The sequence below is a fragment of the Pseudomonas sp. SWRI99 genome (assembly GCF_014270125.1).
Taxonomy (GTDB): domain Bacteria; phylum Pseudomonadota; class Gammaproteobacteria; order Pseudomonadales; family Pseudomonadaceae; genus Aquipseudomonas; species Aquipseudomonas hamedanensis.
The window spans coordinates 1-17,185 of sequence record NZ_JABWQR010000025.1; the positions used below are offsets into that span (position 1 = coordinate 1).

Annotated in this window: 16 protein-coding genes; 2 read left to right on the forward strand and 14 right to left on the reverse strand. The window is 61.4% G+C overall.

All coding sequences use genetic code 11. The features are described 5' to 3' along the window. Positions 1-44: 44 nt before the first annotated feature. From HU743_RS19710 to yiaY, 4 genes are all read right to left on the reverse strand, one after another. A complete protein-coding gene (locus HU743_RS19710; protein WP_186650700.1) occupies positions 45-971 on the reverse strand; it encodes a hydroxymethylglutaryl-CoA lyase in 927 nt (308 codons plus the stop codon). Beyond that, positions 968-2,161, reverse strand: a complete 1,194-nt coding sequence (locus tag HU743_RS19715; RefSeq protein ID WP_186634362.1) for a CaiB/BaiF CoA-transferase family protein — start codon at positions 2,159-2,161, stop codon at positions 968-970. The genes HU743_RS19710 and HU743_RS19715 overlap by 4 nt, the downstream gene beginning before the upstream one ends. 248 nt (positions 2,162-2,409) lie before the next feature. After that, positions 2,410-3,321, reverse strand: coding sequence for a LysR family transcriptional regulator (locus HU743_RS19720; protein ID WP_186650702.1), 912 nt, complete (start codon positions 3,319-3,321; stop codon positions 2,410-2,412). 68 nt (positions 3,322-3,389) lie between these two features. Beyond that, positions 3,390-4,538, reverse strand: a complete 1,149-nt coding sequence (gene yiaY, locus HU743_RS19725; RefSeq protein WP_186650704.1) for an L-threonine dehydrogenase — start codon at positions 4,536-4,538, stop codon at positions 3,390-3,392. Positions 4,539-4,694: 156 nt separating this feature from the next. On the opposite strand from yiaY, the gene HU743_RS19730 reads away from it, so the two are divergent. Further along, entirely contained in the window at positions 4,695-5,714 is a 1,020-nt protein-coding gene (locus tag HU743_RS19730) for a DUF4917 family protein (protein ID WP_186650706.1), read from the forward strand. A 165-nt stretch (positions 5,715-5,879) separates the two neighbouring features. Here the strand turns inward: HU743_RS19730 and HU743_RS19735 are convergent, their stop codons facing one another. From HU743_RS19735 to HU743_RS19755, 5 genes are all read right to left on the reverse strand, one after another. Then, the gene (locus tag HU743_RS19735) at positions 5,880-6,224 is read right to left on the reverse strand and encodes a YegP family protein (RefSeq protein ID WP_186650708.1); all 345 of its coding nucleotides are present in this window, start codon (positions 6,222-6,224) and stop codon (positions 5,880-5,882) included. Between the two features lie 228 nt (positions 6,225-6,452). After that, a complete protein-coding gene (locus HU743_RS19740; protein WP_186650710.1) occupies positions 6,453-7,679 on the reverse strand; it encodes an SAM-dependent methyltransferase in 1,227 nt (408 codons plus the stop codon). Between the two features lie 259 nt (positions 7,680-7,938). Further along, positions 7,939-8,556 (reverse strand): TPM domain-containing protein, encoded by a 618-nt coding sequence (locus tag HU743_RS19745; protein WP_186621076.1) that lies wholly within the window; start codon positions 8,554-8,556, stop codon positions 7,939-7,941. Between the two features lie 33 nt (positions 8,557-8,589). Next, on the reverse strand, positions 8,590-9,339 hold the full coding sequence (locus tag HU743_RS19750; protein ID WP_186650712.1) for a YgcG family protein: 750 nt from the start codon (positions 9,337-9,339) through the stop codon (positions 8,590-8,592). Between the two features lie 13 nt (positions 9,340-9,352). Then, complete coding sequence (locus HU743_RS19755) at positions 9,353-9,961, reverse strand: LemA family protein (RefSeq protein WP_186552101.1); 609 nt, start codon at positions 9,959-9,961, stop codon at positions 9,353-9,355. 258 nt (positions 9,962-10,219) lie between these two features. Here HU743_RS19755 and bglX point away from each other — a divergent pair, with 258 nt between their 5' ends. Beyond that, positions 10,220-12,511: a beta-glucosidase BglX gene (gene bglX, locus HU743_RS19760; protein ID WP_186650714.1), complete on the forward strand. Its 2,292-nt coding sequence runs from the start codon at positions 10,220-10,222 to the stop codon at positions 12,509-12,511. 203 nt (positions 12,512-12,714) lie between these two features. On the opposite strand, the gene HU743_RS19765 is transcribed toward bglX, so the two are convergent. From HU743_RS19765 to HU743_RS19785, 5 genes are all read right to left on the reverse strand, one after another. Continuing rightward, a complete protein-coding gene (locus HU743_RS19765; protein WP_186650716.1) occupies positions 12,715-13,872 on the reverse strand; it encodes a phospholipase D-like domain-containing protein in 1,158 nt (385 codons plus the stop codon). Between the two features lies 1 nt (position 13,873). After that, positions 13,874-14,464 carry a YceI family protein gene (locus HU743_RS19770; protein WP_186552098.1) on the reverse strand — a complete coding sequence of 197 codons (591 nt, stop codon included), beginning with the start codon at positions 14,462-14,464 and terminating at the stop codon, positions 13,874-13,876. 238 nt (positions 14,465-14,702) lie between these two features. Next, entirely contained in the window at positions 14,703-14,999 is a 297-nt protein-coding gene (locus HU743_RS19775) for an amidase (protein WP_186621086.1), read from the reverse strand. After that, the gene (locus tag HU743_RS19780) at positions 14,996-16,069 is read right to left on the reverse strand and encodes a serine hydrolase (RefSeq protein WP_186650718.1); all 1,074 of its coding nucleotides are present in this window, start codon (positions 16,067-16,069) and stop codon (positions 14,996-14,998) included. Before HU743_RS19780 ends, HU743_RS19775 begins: the two co-directional genes overlap by 4 nt. Positions 16,070-16,234: 165 nt before the next feature. Beyond that, positions 16,235-17,113, reverse strand: a complete 879-nt coding sequence (locus HU743_RS19785; protein ID WP_186650719.1) for an acyl-CoA dehydrogenase family protein — start codon at positions 17,111-17,113, stop codon at positions 16,235-16,237. Between the last annotated feature and the right edge of the window lie 72 nt (positions 17,114-17,185).

The following is a 17,185-nucleotide window of genomic DNA, read 5'->3' on the forward strand; positions in this document are numbered from 1 at the left end:
CCGCCATCGCGAGCAGGCTCACTCCTACAAGGGATTGATGTGTCTCAGGTCGGCATCGGATGCAGGTCGCAGTTACGCCCGGCCTTGGCCAATTGGCCGGGAACCTCATGCCCCAAAAGATCTGGCAAGCCGCGCGAAAGTTTCAGCAGCAGCGGCAAGTCGATACCGGTGACAATGCCGACTTCATCGCACAGATTCACCAAGTCCTCAGTGCAGATATTGCCCGACGCCCCCGGCGCAAACGGACAGCCACCGAGGCCACCGAGCGCTGCATCGAAGCGCCGCGCGCCGGCCTCGTATGCGGCCAGTACATTGCACAGGCCGAGGCCGCGGGTGTTATGGAAATGCAGGGTCAGATCGGCCGGCGAAACCCGCTGCAGCACCCGCCGCACCAGGCGATCGACCTGCCGCGGATTGGCCATGCCGGTGGTGTCGGCGAGGCTGATGCCCTGAATGCCGAGCTCCTGATACGCGTCGACGATTTGCAGCACGCGATCCTCGGCAATCCTGCCTTCGAACGGACAACCGAACGTGGTGGCGATGCTGCCGTTGAGGCGCGTACCCGAGCCGCTGACAAACGCGACGATGTCAGCAAACGCGGCCAGCGAATCCTCGCATCGCATGCGCATATTGGCCAGGTTGTGGGTCTGGCTGGCGGACATCACCAGATTCAGCTCATCGGCATTCGCCGCCAATGCCCGTTGCGCGCCACTGAGGTTGGGGATCAACGCCACGTAAATCACCCCCGGCTGGCGCTGAATGCCGTTGAACACCTGCTCACCGTCACGCAGGGCCGGGATGGCTTTGGGCGAGACGAACGAGCCGGCTTCGATGCGGCTGAATCCGGCCTGTGACAGCTGATTGATCAAGGCGATCTTGTCAGCGGTTTCAACCCACGTCGGCTCGATCTGCAAGCCATCGCGCGGTGAGACCTCCTGGACGATGAGTTTGTGCGAATAGTCTGTGATCATTGCACCACCCCTTGGCTTTTCAGGCGTTCGATGTCGCGTTCAGTCAGGCCAAGATTGGCGAGAATGGCGTCAGTGTGCTGGCCCAGTGTCGGCCCGGACCAGTTCACTGCGCCGGGGGTTTGCGAGAGCTTGGGAACGATGCCGGGCATTTTCACCGTTGCGCCGCCAGGCAACTCTGCATTGAGCAGCATGTCCCGCGCCTGATAGTGCGGATCGGCGACGATGTCAGCCACCGAGTAGATGCGCCCGGCCGGCACCTCAGCGGCTTCGAGGGCGGCCAGTACCTCGTCGATCGGCAGGCTGCTGGTCCAGTGGGTGATGGCCGCATCGAGCAAGCCGCTCTTCGCCGCACGACCGTCGTTATGGGCGAATTCTTCTGCCTCGGCCAGGTCAGCGCGGCCAATGGCGTGCATCAGACGCTTGTAGATCGGGTCACTGTTGCCGGCGATCACCACGTAGGCGCCGTCAGCAGTGAGGTAAGTATTGGAGGGCGCGATGCCCGGCAAAGCGCCGCCGCTGCGTTCGCGGACATGGCCGAGCATGTCGTATTCCGGGACCAGACTTTCCATGACGTTAAATACGCTTTCGGCCAGCGATACATCGACAATCTGTCCGCCGCCCTGCCCGGTCTTGACCCGCAACAGCGACATCAACGCACCGATCACCGCGTGCAGCGAGGCCAGCGAATCGCCGAGGCTGACGCCGACCCGTGCCGGTGGCGAACCGGGGTTGCCGGTGGTGTAGCGAATGCCGCCCATGGCCTCGCCAATGGCGCCGAAACCGGGACGGTCGCGGTACGGGCCGGTCTGGCCGTAGCCAGAGATACGCACGAGGGTCAGGTTCGGATTCAAGGCATGCAGCACGTCCCAGCCCAGACCGAGCTTTTCCAACGCGCCAGGGCGCAGATTTTCGATGATCACGTCGGCGTCGCCGGCGAGTTGCTTGACCAGTTCGATGCCTTCAGCAGATTTGAGATTGAGTGCGAGGGATTTCTTGTTGCGCGATTGCAGGTACCACCACAGCGACGTACCTTCGTGCAGCTTGCGCCATTTGCGCAACGGGTCGCCCTGGCCCATGGCTTCGATCTTGATCACCTCGGCGCCGAACTCGGCAAGCATGCGCGCGGCAAACGGCGCGGCGATCAGGGTGCCGATCTCGATCACTTTGATTGCACTCAAAGGGGCAGTCATCGCGGGGTACCTCTTGTTCTTGGAATATGTCGCCAAGGCTAGAGGAACGATGATCGGCGAATCCAGCCGTCTCTCGGCAATGGGCGTTCGCGAAATGCGAATGCATCAGAGTGCTGTGGTGAATTCGAAGCCGCCTTCGCGGGCAAGCCCGCTCCCACAGGGTTCAAAGTCAGCCGCACAATTTGCATTCTCGCTGGAAACTGTGGGAGCGGGCTTGCCCGCGAAGAGGACGGCTCAATCAATCGAGATCAAGAGCCTTGTGCTCGCAAATGCTCAAACAACATCCGGCTCACCGGCGACAACCCCGCCTCATCGCGCACCACTATGATCAAGGTTCGATCCGCCCAGGCATCCGTCAGCGGCACCGCCCGCAACCCCAGCGCCTGACCGAACAACTCGTAGGCACGCTGCGGCAGAATGCCGATGCCCATGTTCGCCTGAACCATCCGGCAGACCGCGTCGAATCCCGGCACATGAATGCGAATGCGCAGGACCTTGCCGGCCTGCCGCGCCGCCGCGTGGGTGCGCATGTTGATCGAACTGGCCGCGTGCAAACCGACGTAGTCGCTGCCGAGGGTTTCGCCGAAGGCCACCGATTCGCGCGTAGCCAACGGATGCTCGGGCAGCATCACCACCACCAGTTTGTCCTGGCGATACAACGCGCTGTGCAGGCCTTTGGTATCGCTGTCGTCGGAGCAGATGCCGAGGTCCGCGACGCCATCAAGTACACCCTGAATCACCCCGGCACTGGGACGCTCTTCAAGGTCGGTCTTGACCTGCGGATGCTGCGCCGAGAAGTCGCGCAAGTCTTCGGGCAGAAACTGAATGATCGCTGAAAGATTGGCCAGCATGCGCACATAACCGCGCACACCGTGGCTGTGTTCGCCCAGTTCCAGGCCCATCTTCTCCACGTTGAAAAGCATCTGTCGCGCATGGTGTAGCAGCGTTTCACCGGCCGGCGTGAGGAGCATGCCTTTGGCCTGACGCACGAACAGAGCGATGCCCAACGCCTGCTCCAATTCCATCAGGCGCTTGCTCGCTGCCGACACGGCGATGGCTTCGCGCGCAGCCGCACGGGTCAGCGTGCCTTCTTCGTGGACGGCGACGAACAGTTGCAGAGTGATCAGGTCGAGGCGGCGGATCAGGCTTTTTTGCAACATGGAAGACTCAGCGGTAGTGGCGCGAACGAACGGCGAGGATAACGCCGTTCGCTCGCGCTGTGCCGGTCTCAAAACGCGTTGCGGAAAATCTCCTCGATCTGGCGCTGATCCGCCGCCCGTGGATTGGTCAGTCCGCAGGCGTCCTTCAAGGCATTGGCGGCGAGCACCGGGATGTCGCTGAGCTTGGCGCCCAGTTCACGCAAGCCGCCGGGGATCTCGACGTCTTTGGCCAGGCTGCGGATGGCGTTGATCGCCGCTTGGGCACCCTCTTCGGCGCTGAAGCCGCGGATGTCAGCGCCCATGGCGTGGGCGACGTCGGTCAGCCGGTCGGCACAGACCAACGCGTTGAACGTTTGGACATGGGGCAGCAGCACGGCGTTGCACACGCCGTGAGGCAAGTCATAAAAGCCGCCCAACTGGTGCGCCATCGCGTGGACAAATCCGAGGGATGCGTTGTTGAACGCCATGCCCGCGAGGAACTGCGCATAGGCCATGTTCTCTCGCGCTGCGAGGTCGCTGCCGTCGCGCACGGCCAGGCGCAGGTTGTTGCTGATCAGCGTCATGGCCTTCAAGGCGCAGGCATCGGTGATGGGGTTGGCGGCGGTCGAGACGTAGGCTTCGATGGCGTGCGTCAGGGCGTCCATACCGGTGGCGGCGGTCAGGCCCTTGGGCATGGCGACCATCAATTGCGGGTCGTTGACTGACAGCAGCGGCGTGACATTGCGGTCGACGATGGCCATTTTCACGTGGCGCGATTCGTCGGTGATGATGCAGAAGCGGGTCATCTCGCTGGCGGTGCCGGCGGTGGTGTTGATGGCGATCAGCGGCAGCTGCGGTTGGCTCGACTGATCAACGCCCTCGTAATCGCGAATCTGCCCACCATTGGTCGCACAGAGGGCGATGCCTTTGGCGCAATCGTGGGGCGAGCCGCCGCCCAGCGACACGACGAAATCGCAGCGACTCTCCTTGAGCAGCCCCAGCCCCATCTCGACATTGGCGATGCTCGGGTTCGGTTTGGCACCGTCAAAAATCACCGAGTCGATGTCCTGCATCGCCAGTTTCTCCGCGATCCTGGCGGCGACTCCGGCTTTCGCCAGGCCGACGTCGGTCACGATCAGCGCCTTGTGAAAACCGTAGTTACGGATCGCAATCATGGCTTCGTCGAGGCAGCCGTTGCCCATGATGTTGACGGCCGGGATAAAAAAGGTGCTGGTCATGCGCGCATCTCCTGACGGGGGGCCGGTTCGACTGCTGCTAGCCGGCGGACAGGCACAGCATCGACCGATCAGTCACGACGGATGTTGATCTGGCTCAATGGCGGCTCGTGATAAAGTCGCCGTCCATCTGCCCTTCGTTTTGAGACCGCCCACGTAATGACCGATTTCCTCAATGTCGACGCCACCCTCGAAGACTGGAACGCCCTGCGCACAGCAACCGACTTCAGCGCTTTGCTGGTGGGCAACGGCGCCAGCCGCGCGGTGTGGGATGACTTCGGCTACGACTCGCTGTTCGAAAACGCCCGCACTGTTGAAGAGAAACCCCTGAGCCCGTCGGAACTGGCGGTATTCGATGCACTGCAGACGCGTAGCTTCGAGCAAGTACTGGGCGCGCTGAAAACCACCAGTCGGGTCAACAAGGCCCTCGCCGTCAGCTCGGCGGCACCGCGCAACCGTTACTACGCGATCAAGGAAGCACTGATCAACACCGTGCACGCGGTGCACATTCCGTGGCGACTGGTGAAAGCTTCGACATTGGCGACGCTGAATGAAGAACTGGCGCGCTATCGCACGGTGTTCACCACCAATTACGACTTGCTCAACTACTGGGCGCTGCAACACCAGAGCGAGGCCATCGACGACCTGTTCAACGGTGCGAACGCGAGTTTCGATTTAACCCAGACGGCCACGAACAAACCGCGGCTGCTGTACCTGCACGGCGGCCTGCATCTGGTACGCAATCAGGATGGCACCGCGCGCAAACTGACTTCCACCGAGGGCACGCTGCTCGGCAGCTTTGCGATCAACAACACCCTCAAGACGCTGGATGACGTGCCGCTGTTCGTCACCGAAGGGCCCAGTGCCGACAAGCTCAAGACCATCCGCAGCTCGGATTATCTGTCGTTCTGTTATGAGCAGTTGTTGGGACACGGCGGCAACCTGTGCGTCTTCGGCCATGCGCTTGGCGAGCAGGATGCGCATCTGGTGCGGGCACTGCGGTTGGCGAAACCTGCAACCGTGGCGATCTCGATTTATCCGCGCAGTGCGGCGTTTATTCAGCATCAGAAGCGCCATTACAGCAACGTGTTCGACGGTACCGGGGTCGAGTTGCGGTTCTTTGATGCCAAGAGCCATGCGTTGGGCAATCCGAAGTTGTCGGTGCCGGTCGAGGTCTAGTGGCGAAGCCTCTGGCGCCTTCGCGAGCAGGCTCGCTCCCACAATGGAGTGCATTGCAACTGTAGGAGTGAGCCTGCTCGCGATAGCGGTCCGGCAGGCGACATCTGTGCTGGATCTGATGGCTTTATCGCGAGCAGGCTCACTCCTACAAGGGAAGTGGTGGACTCAGAGCACCAGCAGCGTCTTGTCCTTGATCGTCTTCGTTGCACCGTTCGCCTTCACGCTGGCGATGCCTTTATCGCACGCCGCCTGCGATGAATACGCCTCGCTGCTGCCGATGACCTCGTGGTTGGCCGCCTTAAGATTGAAGTAAGGATGGCCATCCTTGGTCGACTTTTTCTCGTAACGTTCATCGACCGCGCTGTTGGTCTGCACCGAGGCAATACCGCCATCGGCCCCGGCGCGCGTGGTGTACAGCTCGCTGGTCAGAATCGTTTCGGCATTGGCCGCTTTCAACACAAACCTGAATTGGCCGTTGCCGCTTTTACTCACTTCGTACCATCCGGACATGCTGGTTTCTCCTGGCGAATGAGAGGTTTCGCGCTTCAGAGTAAAGACCAGTCCGGGCTATCTGTCGCCTGTACCGGCCTCTTCGCGAGCAGGCTCGCTCCCACAGAGAGTTGCATTTCAGAATGTGGGAGGGGGCTTGCTCCCGAAGGCGGCATCACATCCAGCATCTTCGTTGGCTGACATGCTGCATTCGCAAGCAAGCCTCCTCCCACAAGGTTCGGCGGTGAATCAGGCCAGATAGCCGTCGGCGCGCAGAAGGGTTTCCAGGCAATGTTCGCTGATCTGGTAAAACGCCTTGAGTTCTTCGATTTTCGTCAGCAGCTGCGTCGGATCGACCGGATCGGCGCGTTTCACGGCGAGAATCATCTTGTTCTTGTTGGTGTGTTCCAGCGAGATGAACTCGAACACCTTGGTCTCGTAACCGCAGGCTTCAAGGAACAGTGCGCGCAGGCTGTCGGTGACCATTTCCGCCTGCTGGCCCAGGTGCAGGCCGTATTGCAGCATCGGCTTGAGCAGCGCCGGGCTCTGGATCTGCAAGCGGATCTGCTTGTGGCAGCACGGCGAGCACATGATGATCGACGCGCCCGAACGGATGCCCGTGTGGATCGCGTAGTCCGTGGCGATATCGCAGGCGTGCAGTGCGATCATCACGTCCAGTTGACTCGGCGCCACCGTGCGCACATCGCCACACTTGAACACCAGGCCCGGATGCTCCAGCTTCGCCGCCGCCGCGTTGCACAGATTGACCATTTCTTCACGCAGCTCGACACCGGTGACTTCGCCATCGGCCTTGAGGGTGTTGCGCAGATAGTCATGAATGGCGAACGTCAGATAGCCCTTGCCCGAGCCGAAATCCGCAACTCGCACCGGTTTGTCCAGCGCCAGTGGCGACGAGGTCAGCGCGTGGCTGAACACTTCGATGAATTTGTTGATCTGCTTCCATTTGCGCGACATCGCCGGGATCAGCTCGTGCTGCGCATTGGTCACGCCGAGGTCTTTGAGGAAGGGGCGGCTCAGTTCGAGGAAACGGTTCTTCTCGCGGTTGTGCTCGGCGGACGGTGCTTCGCGCAATTGCTGAGGTTTGCTTTTGAACAGCGAAGATTTGCCCTTTTTGCTGTATTCGAGCTGGGCTTCATCGCTCACGGCCAGTAAATGCGCATTTTTAAAGGCCTCCGGCACCAGCCCGGCAATCGTCGCCACGCCTTCGCTCAACGCCAGATTCTTGGTGATGTCGCGGGTCTTGTAGCGGTAAACGAAGGACAGGCACGGCTGCGCCTTGACCGTCACCGGCTTGATGATGATCCGCTGCAGATCCGCCTCTGCACCGACGTACTTGGCCAGCACCAGTTTGATGAAGCCGTTGTCGTCGAGGCTGGTCTGCAGCAGCTCGATGAACTGGGCGTGGTGATCGGCGGCCGGTTTGGCGGACGGCGCGGAAGAAGCGGAAACGGGCATGGACAAGCGGCCTCGGACGGGCGGGATCGGGAATGGCGGGTATTTTAGGGGGGATGAGAGCGCGGGACACGTGCTTATTTACCCAACGGCTTAAACTTGCGCAAACGCATTCCGGATGGGCAATGAATTTATGTGGCGAGGGAGCTTGCTCCCGCTGGGGCGCGAAGCGGCCCCCCGGCATTCATTCAGGCAAACCGAGACAGCAAAATTGCCGACTGCTGCGCAGCCGAGCGGGAGCAAGCTCCCTCGCCACAGGGTGTCAACCCAGCACCACCAACCGATTCGGCAATTCATTGCGCATCTGCGTCACCGGCACGTGCACCTTCAACAACTCTCCACACGCCTCCACACACGTCACAAACCCTTCCAGCGTGCGACCCTGCCGGACCTGTTCGGTAAACGCTGCGACAATCGCGTCCCAGTTGCTGTTATCCAGCCGCTTGGAAATCCCCTCATCCACCAGAATCTCGACATACCGCTCAGCCTCGCAGACAAAAATCAGCATGCCGGTGCCGCCAGCGGTGTGGTGCAGGTTCTGTTCAAGGAACTGCCGCCGCGCCAGGTTCGACGCACGCCAATGGCGTACGCGGCGCGGGACCAGGTGAGTGGTGATCCTGGGCAGGCGAAACAACAGGCACAGCACGATGAACATGCCCCACTGCACCAGCAGCAAGCTGCGCAGGGTCAGCCAGCCCGTGAGGTAATGGACGATACCGGGCAGCACCAGCGCCAGCAGGCTGGCCCACAGCAGCGGAATGTACGCGTAGTCGTCGGCGCGGGCGGCGAGCACCGTGACCAGTTCGGCGTCGGTGTCGCGCTCGACCCGGGCAATCGCCTCGGCGACTTTGCGTTGTTCGTGTTCAGTCAGTAATGCCATGTCGAAAAGTGCCTGCTCATTATTCTTTTGATGTCACCAGCCGCCGGACGAACCGCCGCCGCCAAAACTGCCCCCGCCGCCGCTGAAGCCCCCGCCGCCTCCGCCGCCAAAACCGCCACCGCCAAAACCACCCCCTCCCCCGGAGCCGCCACGACCGGCAGGCAGGATACCGAGCATCTGGCAGACAAACACCGTCAGGATGAACAACATCACCAAAAACATGAACAGCGCCGGGTGCCGCGAGATGAAATCATCGGCCGGGTCGCCGCTGGATTCATAAACGGTCGACGGCTCATCGAGTGGATTGCCGCCCAGCACCACCAGCATTGCCGCGACGCCGTCGCTGATGCCTTTGTTGAAATTGCCGGCCTTGAACGCCGGCGTGATGACCTGATGAATGATCACCGACGATTGCGCATCGGTCAGCCGGTCCTCCAGACCATAACCGACTTCGATGCGCAGTTTGCGCTCGTCACGGGCGACAATCAGCAGGGCGCCGTTGTTTTTGTCCTTTTGGCCGATGCCCCAATGCCGCCCCAGTTGAACGCCAAAATCCTCGATGGTGGTGCCTTGCAGGTCCGGCACCGTGACCACCACCAGTTGCTCGCCAGTGGCCTGTTCGTGGGCCTGCAATTGTTGGCTCAGTTGCGCGCGCACCGACGGCTCGAGCATCTGCGCCTGATCGACCACGCGCCCGCTCAGCGCCGGGAACGTCAATTCGGCCCGGGCGCTGACGGCGAACAGCCACAGCATCAGCACCAGGCCCAGTTTCAACACACGCATGGGCAACCTCGAGTCAGAACTTCACTTCCGGGGCCTTTTCCGCGCCGGGCGTGGTGGCTTCGAAGGTTTCGCGCATCGGCAGATCGCTGTACATCACGCTGTGCCACAGGCGACCGGGGAAGGTGCGGATCTCGGTGTTGTATTTCTGCACTGCCAGAATGAAATCGCGACGCGCCACGGCAATGCGGTTTTCCGTGCCTTCGAGTTGCGACTGCAGGGCCAGGAAGTTCTGGTTGGCCTTCAGGTCCGGATAACGCTCGGAGACCACCATCAAGCGGCTCAAGGCGCCGGTCAGTTGATCCTGGGCCTGCTGGAACTGCTTGAGCTTCTCGGGATTGTCGAGGGTGCTGGCATCGACCTGAATCGAGGTCGCCTTGGCCCGGGCTTCGATCACTGCGGTCAGGGTCTCCTGCTCATGTGCCGCATAGCCTTTCACGGTTTCCACCAGATTGGGGATCAGGTCGGCACGGCGCTGATACTGGTTCTGCACCTGGCCCCACGCGGCTTTCGCCTGTTCGTCGAGGGTCGGGATATTGTTGATGCCGCACGCGGTCAACAGCGTGGCGAACACCAGCAAAGTCGCGATCTGTAACCGTGAACGATTGGTTGGACTGATAGTCATTGCAGTAATGCTCCATGGCACATTTGATTTAAAAACCGAGCGCTGGACATTCCCGGCCGGCGGTTGGGGCATAATCGGCGCCGCCACTGGCATGCGACGGGTGAATGGGCTAAAAAGTGCCCTTCACGTTCACCCCGCCGCTGTCGGCGGTGGTTTTTGGCTCGGCTATTTTGCGCCGGCACCCGAACAACAATAGTCGCTCCCTACATTTTGGCTGGCCGGTGTTACATCACCGTTTGGGCCCTTGAGAAGAAATTCATGAAGAAGCTGTGTTTGCTGGGCCTGCTCGTCAGCCTGGCCAGTCATCAGGTACTGGCCGCCACGACCCCGGTTCCTCTGGAAAACAAGGACGCCTTCATCAGCAACTTGATGAAGCAGATGACCCTCGATGAAAAAATCGGCCAGTTGCGCCTGATCAGCATCGGCCCGGAAATGCCCCGCGAGCTGATCCGCAAGGAAATTGCCGCCGGCAACATCGGCGGTACCTTCAACTCGATCACCCGTGCCGAAAACCGTCCGATGCAGGACGCTGCCATGCGCAGTCGCCTGAAGATCCCGATGTTTTTTGCGTACGACGTGATCCACGGTCACCGTACGATTTTCCCGATTCCGCTGGCCCTCGCGTCGAGCTGGGACATGGACGCCATCGGCCAGTCCGGTCGTGTTGCCGCCAAAGAAGCCGCCGCCGACAGCCTCGACATCACCTTTGCGCCGATGGTCGATATATCCCGCGATCCGCGCTGGGGCCGCAGTTCCGAAGGTTTTGGTGAAGACACCTACCTGACCTCGCGCATTGCCAGCGTCATGGTCAAGGCCTATCAGGGCCAGACCCCGAGCGCGGCCGACAGCATCATGGCCAGCGTCAAGCACTTCGCCCTGTACGGCGCGGTTGAAGGCGGTCGCGACTACAACACCGTCGACATGAGCCCGGTGAAGATGTACCAGGATTATCTGCCGCCCTACCGCGCCGCGATCGATGCCGGCGCCGGTGGCGTGATGGTGGCGTTGAACTCGATCAACGGCATTCCGGCCACGGCAAACACCTGGCTGATGAACGACCTGTTGCGCAGGGATTGGGGCTTCAAGGGCCTGGCGGTCAGCGACCACGGCGCCATCTTTGAACTGATCAAGCACGGCGTAGCGCGCGACGGTCGGGAAGCGGCGAAGCTGGCGATCAAGGCCGGCATCGACATGAGCATGAACGACACCCTCTATGGCAAAGAATTGCCGGGGCTGCTCAAGTCCGGTGACATCGAGCAGAAGGACATCGACAACGCCGTGCGCGAGGTGCTCGCAGCCAAGTACGACATGGGCCTGTTCAAGGACCCGTACCTGCGCATCGGCAAGGCTGCGGATGATCCGGCCGACACCTACGCCGAAAGCCGCCTGCACCGCGCCGAAGCGCGCGAGGTAGCGCGTCGCAGCATGGTCTTGCTGAAGAACCAGAATGAAACCCTGCCGCTGAAGAAAACCGCGAAAGTCGCGCTGGTCGGCCCGTTGGCCAAAGCGCCGATCGACATGATGGGCAGTTGGGCGGCCGCCGGTCGCCCGGCACAATCGGTCACGCTGTTTGATGGCATGCGTTCGCTGATCGGCGACAAGGCCAACCTGATCTACGCCCGTGGCGCCAACATCACCGGCGACAAGAAGGTCCTCGACTACCTGAACTTCCTCAATTTCGACGCGCCGGAAGTCGTCGATGACCCGCGCCCGGCCAGCGTGCTGATCGACGAAGCAGTGAAAGCCGCGAAAGACGCTGACGTGATCGTGGCTGCCGTTGGCGAGTCCCGTGGCATGTCCCACGAATCCTCCAGCCGCACCGACCTGAACATTCCGGAAACTCAGCGCGAGCTGATCCGCGCGCTGAAAGCCACCGGCAAGCCGCTGGTGCTGGTGTTGATGAATGGCCGCCCGCTGACCATTCTTGAAGAGAACCAGTCCGCCGACGCCATTCTGGAAACCTGGTTCAGCGGCACCGAGGGCGGCAACGCCATTGCCGATGTGCTGTTCGGTGACTACAACCCGTCGGGCAAACTGCCGGTGACCTTCCCGCGCTCCGTGGGCCAGATTCCGACTTACTACAATCACCTGAGCATTGGCCGGCCGTTCACCCCGGGCAAGCCGGGCAACTACACCTCACAGTATTTCGATGACACGACCGGCCCGCTGTTTCCATTCGGTTATGGCTTGAGCTACACCACCTTCACCCTGAGCGACATGGCGCTGTCGTCGACCACCCTGAACGCCACCGGCAAGCTCGACGCCAGCGTCATGGTCAAGAACACCGGCAAGCGTGATGGCGAAACCGTGGTGCAGTTGTACATTCAGGACGTTACCGGTTCGATGATCCGCCCGGTCAAGGAACTGAAGAACTTCCAGAAAATCATGCTCAAGGCCGGCGAACAGAAAGTCGTGCACTTCACCATCACCGAGGATGACCTGAAGTTCTACAACGCTCAGCTCAAGTACGCGGCCGAGCCTGGCAAGTTCAACGTGCAGATCGGCCTGGATTCGCAGGCGGTGACGCAGCAGAGCTTCGAACTGCTGTAACCCTGCTCCCACGTTGATCGTTCCCCACGCTCTGCGTGGGAATGCAGCCCGTGACGCTCCGCGTCACTGGACGCGGAGCGTCCCTAGAGGCATTCCCACGCGGAGCATGGGAACGATCAAGATCGCAGCCTTCGGCAGCCCCTACAGGGTGAACACCATGCCATTGTAGGAGCTGCCGAAGGCTGCGATCTTTTGATCTTGCTCTAACCGCGGCGGTCGAGGATATTCACCACCAACCGATCCACCCACCCCCACAGGCGCTGCTTGACCCGCCGCCACAACGGCCGGCGTTGCCATTCCTCCAGACTCACCAGCTGACTCAAGCCGAAATCCTTCACAAAGCTCGCCTCGACCGCTGACGTCAACGCCGGGTCCAGCGCCTCCAGATTCGCCTCCAGATTGAAGCGCAGGTTCCAGTGATCGAAGTTGCAGGAACCGATGCTCACCCAATCGTCCACCAACACCATTTTCAAGTGCAGAAAGCACGGCTGGTATTCAAAGATCTGCACTCCGGCCTTGAGCAAGCGCGGGTAATAACGATGGCCGGCGTAACGCACCGACGGATGATCGGTGCGCGGCCCGGTCAGCAGCAGCCGCACATCGACACCGCGCGCAGCCGCTTTGCGCAGGGAGCGGCGGACGTTCCAGGTCGGCAGGAAATACGGCGTGGCCATCCAGATGCGCTGCTGGCCGCTGTTCAAGGCACGCGACAGCGATTGCAGAATGTCACGGTGCTGGCGGGCGTCGGCGTAGGCAACACGGCCCATGCCCTCGCCCTTTTCCGGCACGCGCGGCAGACGCGGCAAGCCGAAATGCGCGGCCGGGCGCCAGGCGCGGCGATAACGGTTGGCGATCCATTGCCGATCAAACAGCAATTGCCAGTCGATCACCAACGGGCCGCGGATCTCGACCATCACTTCGTGCCACTCGCTGACATCAAAGCCCGGCGTCCAGAACTCGTCAGTGACACCCGTGCCGCCCACCACCGCCAGGCATTGATCGACCAGCAACAACTTGCGGTGGTCACGATAGAAGTTGCCGACCCAGCGCCGCCAGCTCAAGCGATTGTAGAAACGCAGCTCCACCCCTGCCTGCATCAAGCGCTGACGCAATGTGAGGGTGAACGCCAGGCTGCCGTAATCATCGAACAGGCAACGCACGCGCACACCGCGCTCGGCCGCCAGCACCAGCGCCTGGACAATGGTGTCGGCACAGGCGCCGGCCTCGACCAGGTACAGCTCCAGTTCGATCTGCTCTTTGGCGCCCGCGATGTGCTCGAGCATTCGCGGAAAAAACTGCGGGCCGTCGATCAGCAATTCGAAACGGTTGCCGTCGCGCCAAGGGAACACTGCACCGCGCACGTCAGCGCGCCGTGAAGATCAGCACCGCACCCACCGGCACCGACAGACTGATGGCCGACAGCCCGGCCAGTTTACGCAGACTCTCCAAACCTGGCGCGAGGTCGAAATCCTCGGCATTGATCACCAGCGGCTCCAGCGTCACCACTTGAAAGCGCCGATCATCCAGGCGCGTAGCCAGCAACTCGGCCGGGTACTCGTGCTGTTTGCCGTGCAGATTGACGGTCAGCGGCAGGCGCAATTCCAGCTGCGCACCGGGGGCCAGATCGTTGATCGGACGCAGGTCGATCTGGGTGGTGATGGTTGCGTCGGGGAATTGCTCGATCTGGAACAGCTCCTTGCGCATGCGCTCATCGCGCAACGGGATGCCGCTGTTGATCGAGTCCAGCTCGACTTCGACTTCGGCGCGACCGTTGGGGTCGACTTTGCCGTGCAGCACCAGAAAGCGCTGCACTTCGGACACGTTGGCGTTTTTCGTGCTGACGAATGACAGCCGTGAAGACTCGCCGTCCAGATACCAATTGGCGTGTGCCGGTAAGGCAGCGGCGGCCAGCAGCAGACTGGCGCAAATCTTATCGAGGGAGCGGTTGAACATTGAAGACTCGTGGGGGTGATAAACCTGCACGAACCTTAACCGCCTGAAGCGTTATTGCAAACTTTCAGATCTTCTGGTGATTTCCCTGTGGCGAGGGAGCTTGCTCCCGCTCGGCTGCGCAGCAGTCGAAAAGCTTATGCAAAGGTTTTATCTGACACGCCGAGTTGTATGGTTTCGGGCCCGCTTCGCAGTCCAGCGGGAGCAAGCTCCCTCGCCACAGGGGAGGGTACTTTCCCAATCACGGATTAAGGCGGCAGCCTTGCCGTTCGCTCAGCCACTGCGCGTTGTTGCTGCGGCCCATGCCACTGACGCTGACGGTTTTGCTGGACGCTTCATCGCTGAAGCTGCTGATGGGCAGCCATTGCTTCACGTAGCCACGGCAATACTCGGCGTCGTTGTTCATCACATAACGGCACGAGCAATATTCCTTGGCGGTGTAGGCGCTGATGATGTCCGGGAAGGCCCAAAGGTTCTCGCGCTCATAAAAGCTCCAGCCGAGCAGCGCCACCAGCAGCAGCAACAGAAACCGCTTCATGGCCGCACCGCCTGCAACACGCGTTTGAGCAGTTCGTTGTGGTTATAGCTGCCGTCACGATCATCGCCGTAACGCACAACTACCAGTTTCTCGCTGGGAATCACATACAGCGCCTGGCCCCAATGGCCGAGGGCGGCGAAGGCGTCGGGCGGTGCGTCGGGCCACGGTGATGATGCGCCCTCGACAGGACGATTGAGCCACCAATGGCCGCCGGGCACGGCTTCGTCCTGATGCGCCTTGTAACCGGCAAAAGGTTTGAGGTTTAGCGCGACCCAATCCTTGGGCAGCAATTGTCGCTCGTTCCAGCGTCCGCCTCGCGCCATCAACAGACCGACCCGCGCCAGATCACGTGCAGTTAGATAGGCATAGGACGAAGCGACAAAAGTGCCGTTTGCATCGGTTTCCCAAACGGCGTGGCGAATGCCCAGCGGCTCAAACAGCGCTGTCCACAGATAGTCCGGATAACGCTGCGGGCCAACCATGGTTTTCAGCGCGGCGGCGAGCAAATTGCTGTCGCCGCTGGAATAACGGAAAGCTTGCCCTGGCGCCGCGTAGGCGTCGTGCTCGGCGGTAAATCCGGCCATGTCGCGATGGCCGCGGGTGTAGAGCATCGCCACCACCGAGGATTTTAGCGGGGCGTATTCGTAGTCTTCCTGCCAGTCCAGACCAGAGGCCCAATTCAGCAGATGGCCGAGGGTAATCGCCGGGTGTTTTTCCAGCGCCGGGTAGAATTTCAGCGCAGGATCGTCGAGTTTGAACAGGCCTTCGCCGTAAGCCATACCGAGGACGGTAGCCAACAGGCTTTTGCTGATCGACCAGGTCAGGTGCGGGGTCTGTTCGGTGGTCGGGCCGGCGTAGCGTTCGTAGATAATCTGGCCGTCGCGGATGATCAGCAAGGCGTCAGTGCGGATGCCTTGGCGGGTGGATTCGTCACGGGTTGGGAAGGCGTAGTTTTCCAGATCGGTAACGGCAGTGATCTGCGGACCGGCCGACCATTGCTTGCCGGGCCATTGTTCGGCCTGGGCGGTGAGGCTGATCAGCAGCAGGAACAGCGACAGGCCTTTGAACATGGTGGGGGCTCGGGGGTGGGTCTGCTGAGATTAGGCGGGATTCATGACAGGTTGGTGGCGTTTCATATATTGCTATCGCGAGCAGGCTCACTCCTACGGTTCATCGCATTTCAACTGAAGAAATGCGGTCCCCTGTAGGAGTGAGCCTGCTCGCGATGCGGCCCTTCAGATCACCGCCAAGGCCTTGGCCAACCGCTTGGCCCGAGCCCCCGCCGCCAACTGCATCACCCCCTCGTCCCGCTGCCACATCTGCGCCCACTCCGCCGGGCCCTCGGCCAGCGCCTGATCAACTTCGCCCTTGAGCGCTTCGAACTGCGCAAACAACCCACCCAAAAGCACATGCCCGGCCGGATTGTTCGGCGGTTGCCGACTGGCCTCGGCACACCCGGCCAGCAGCGCCAGCAAACGCAGTTGCAGCGTCTGCGGCCAGTCGCTGTCCTGGCCGACACCGTACAACCACGCGGTCATGGCACTGAGCACGTAAACATCCTCAAGGGTTCGAAACGGTTTGACGTAAGCGTCCCAGCCATCGCCGGCGAGCAATTCGCACAGCGCGCCATCGAGGTGCAGCCGCCCATGGCTGATGTCGGGCATCAACGGCAACGCCGGCAGCTTTTCCACCTTCACGCCAGGCTCGCCGGGATAGACCACCGCCAGACTCAGGCGCGGCGCTTCGCCGGGTGATTCGCTGCGCGCTGCAATCAGCAGCCAGTCCGCCGCATCGCCAGCGGTGACGAAATCCTTGCGCCCGCTCAAGCGCAAATCGCTCAACCGCGTCTGCATGTCCGCCGGGCGCAGGCTGCGCTGTTCGGTCGCACACAAGGCACCCAGGCTCAGCGGCGCGCTCGGCCACAACATGCGCAACGCTGCCTGATAACCGACCAGAAACGCCAGCCCTGGCGTCGCCATGCGCCGTCCGCCCGCGACCGCCAATTCGAAAGGCGTGACGCTGCCCAACGTCTGCAACAACGTCGCAAAACCCTCCGCCAAGTCAGCAACAGCGGGCAAGCGTTCACGGCTGTGCAGCAAATCTGGCCAGGGCATAAGCGGCTCCTTTTGGGCTGTCATATAAGCATCACCGAACGTTCATGGCGATGACACCGGGGCTACATAGCC

Bases quoted from the DNA above. Each gene is read 5' to 3' on its own strand.
- HU743_RS19770 (WP_186552098.1), bottom strand. From the start codon at position 14,464: ATGTTCAACCGCTCCCTCGATAAGATTTGCGCCAGTCTGCTGCTGGCC.
- bglX (WP_186650714.1), top strand. From the start codon at position 10,220: ATGAAGAAGCTGTGTTTGCTGGGCCTGCTCGTCAGCCTGGCCAGTCAT.
- HU743_RS19745 (WP_186621076.1), bottom strand. From the start codon at position 8,556: ATGGCATTACTGACTGAACACGAACAACGCAAAGTCGCCGAGGCGATT.
- HU743_RS19785 (WP_186650719.1), bottom strand. From the start codon at position 17,113: ATGCCCTGGCCAGATTTGCTGCACAGCCGTGAACGCTTGCCCGCTGTT.
- HU743_RS19750 (WP_186650712.1), bottom strand. From the start codon at position 9,339: ATGCGTGTGTTGAAACTGGGCCTGGTGCTGATGCTGTGGCTGTTCGCC.
- HU743_RS19780 (WP_186650718.1), bottom strand. From the start codon at position 16,069: ATGTTCAAAGGCCTGTCGCTGTTCCTGCTGCTGATCAGCCTCACCGCC.
- HU743_RS19740 (WP_186650710.1), bottom strand. From the start codon at position 7,679: ATGCCCGTTTCCGCTTCTTCCGCGCCGTCCGCCAAACCGGCCGCCGAT.
- HU743_RS19755 (WP_186552101.1), bottom strand. From the start codon at position 9,961: ATGACTATCAGTCCAACCAATCGTTCACGGTTACAGATCGCGACTTTG.
- HU743_RS19735 (WP_186650708.1), bottom strand. From the start codon at position 6,224: ATGTCCGGATGGTACGAAGTGAGTAAAAGCGGCAACGGCCAATTCAGG.
- yiaY (WP_186650704.1), bottom strand. From the start codon at position 4,538: ATGACCAGCACCTTTTTTATCCCGGCCGTCAACATCATGGGCAACGGC.
- HU743_RS19720 (WP_186650702.1), bottom strand. From the start codon at position 3,321: ATGTTGCAAAAAAGCCTGATCCGCCGCCTCGACCTGATCACTCTGCAA.
- HU743_RS19710 (WP_186650700.1), bottom strand. From the start codon at position 971: ATGATCACAGACTATTCGCACAAACTCATCGTCCAGGAGGTCTCACCG.
- HU743_RS19715 (WP_186634362.1), bottom strand. From the start codon at position 2,161: ATGACTGCCCCTTTGAGTGCAATCAAAGTGATCGAGATCGGCACCCTG.
- HU743_RS19730 (WP_186650706.1), top strand. From the start codon at position 4,695: ATGACCGATTTCCTCAATGTCGACGCCACCCTCGAAGACTGGAACGCC.
- HU743_RS19775 (WP_186621086.1), bottom strand. From the start codon at position 14,999: ATGAAGCGGTTTCTGTTGCTGCTGCTGGTGGCGCTGCTCGGCTGGAGC.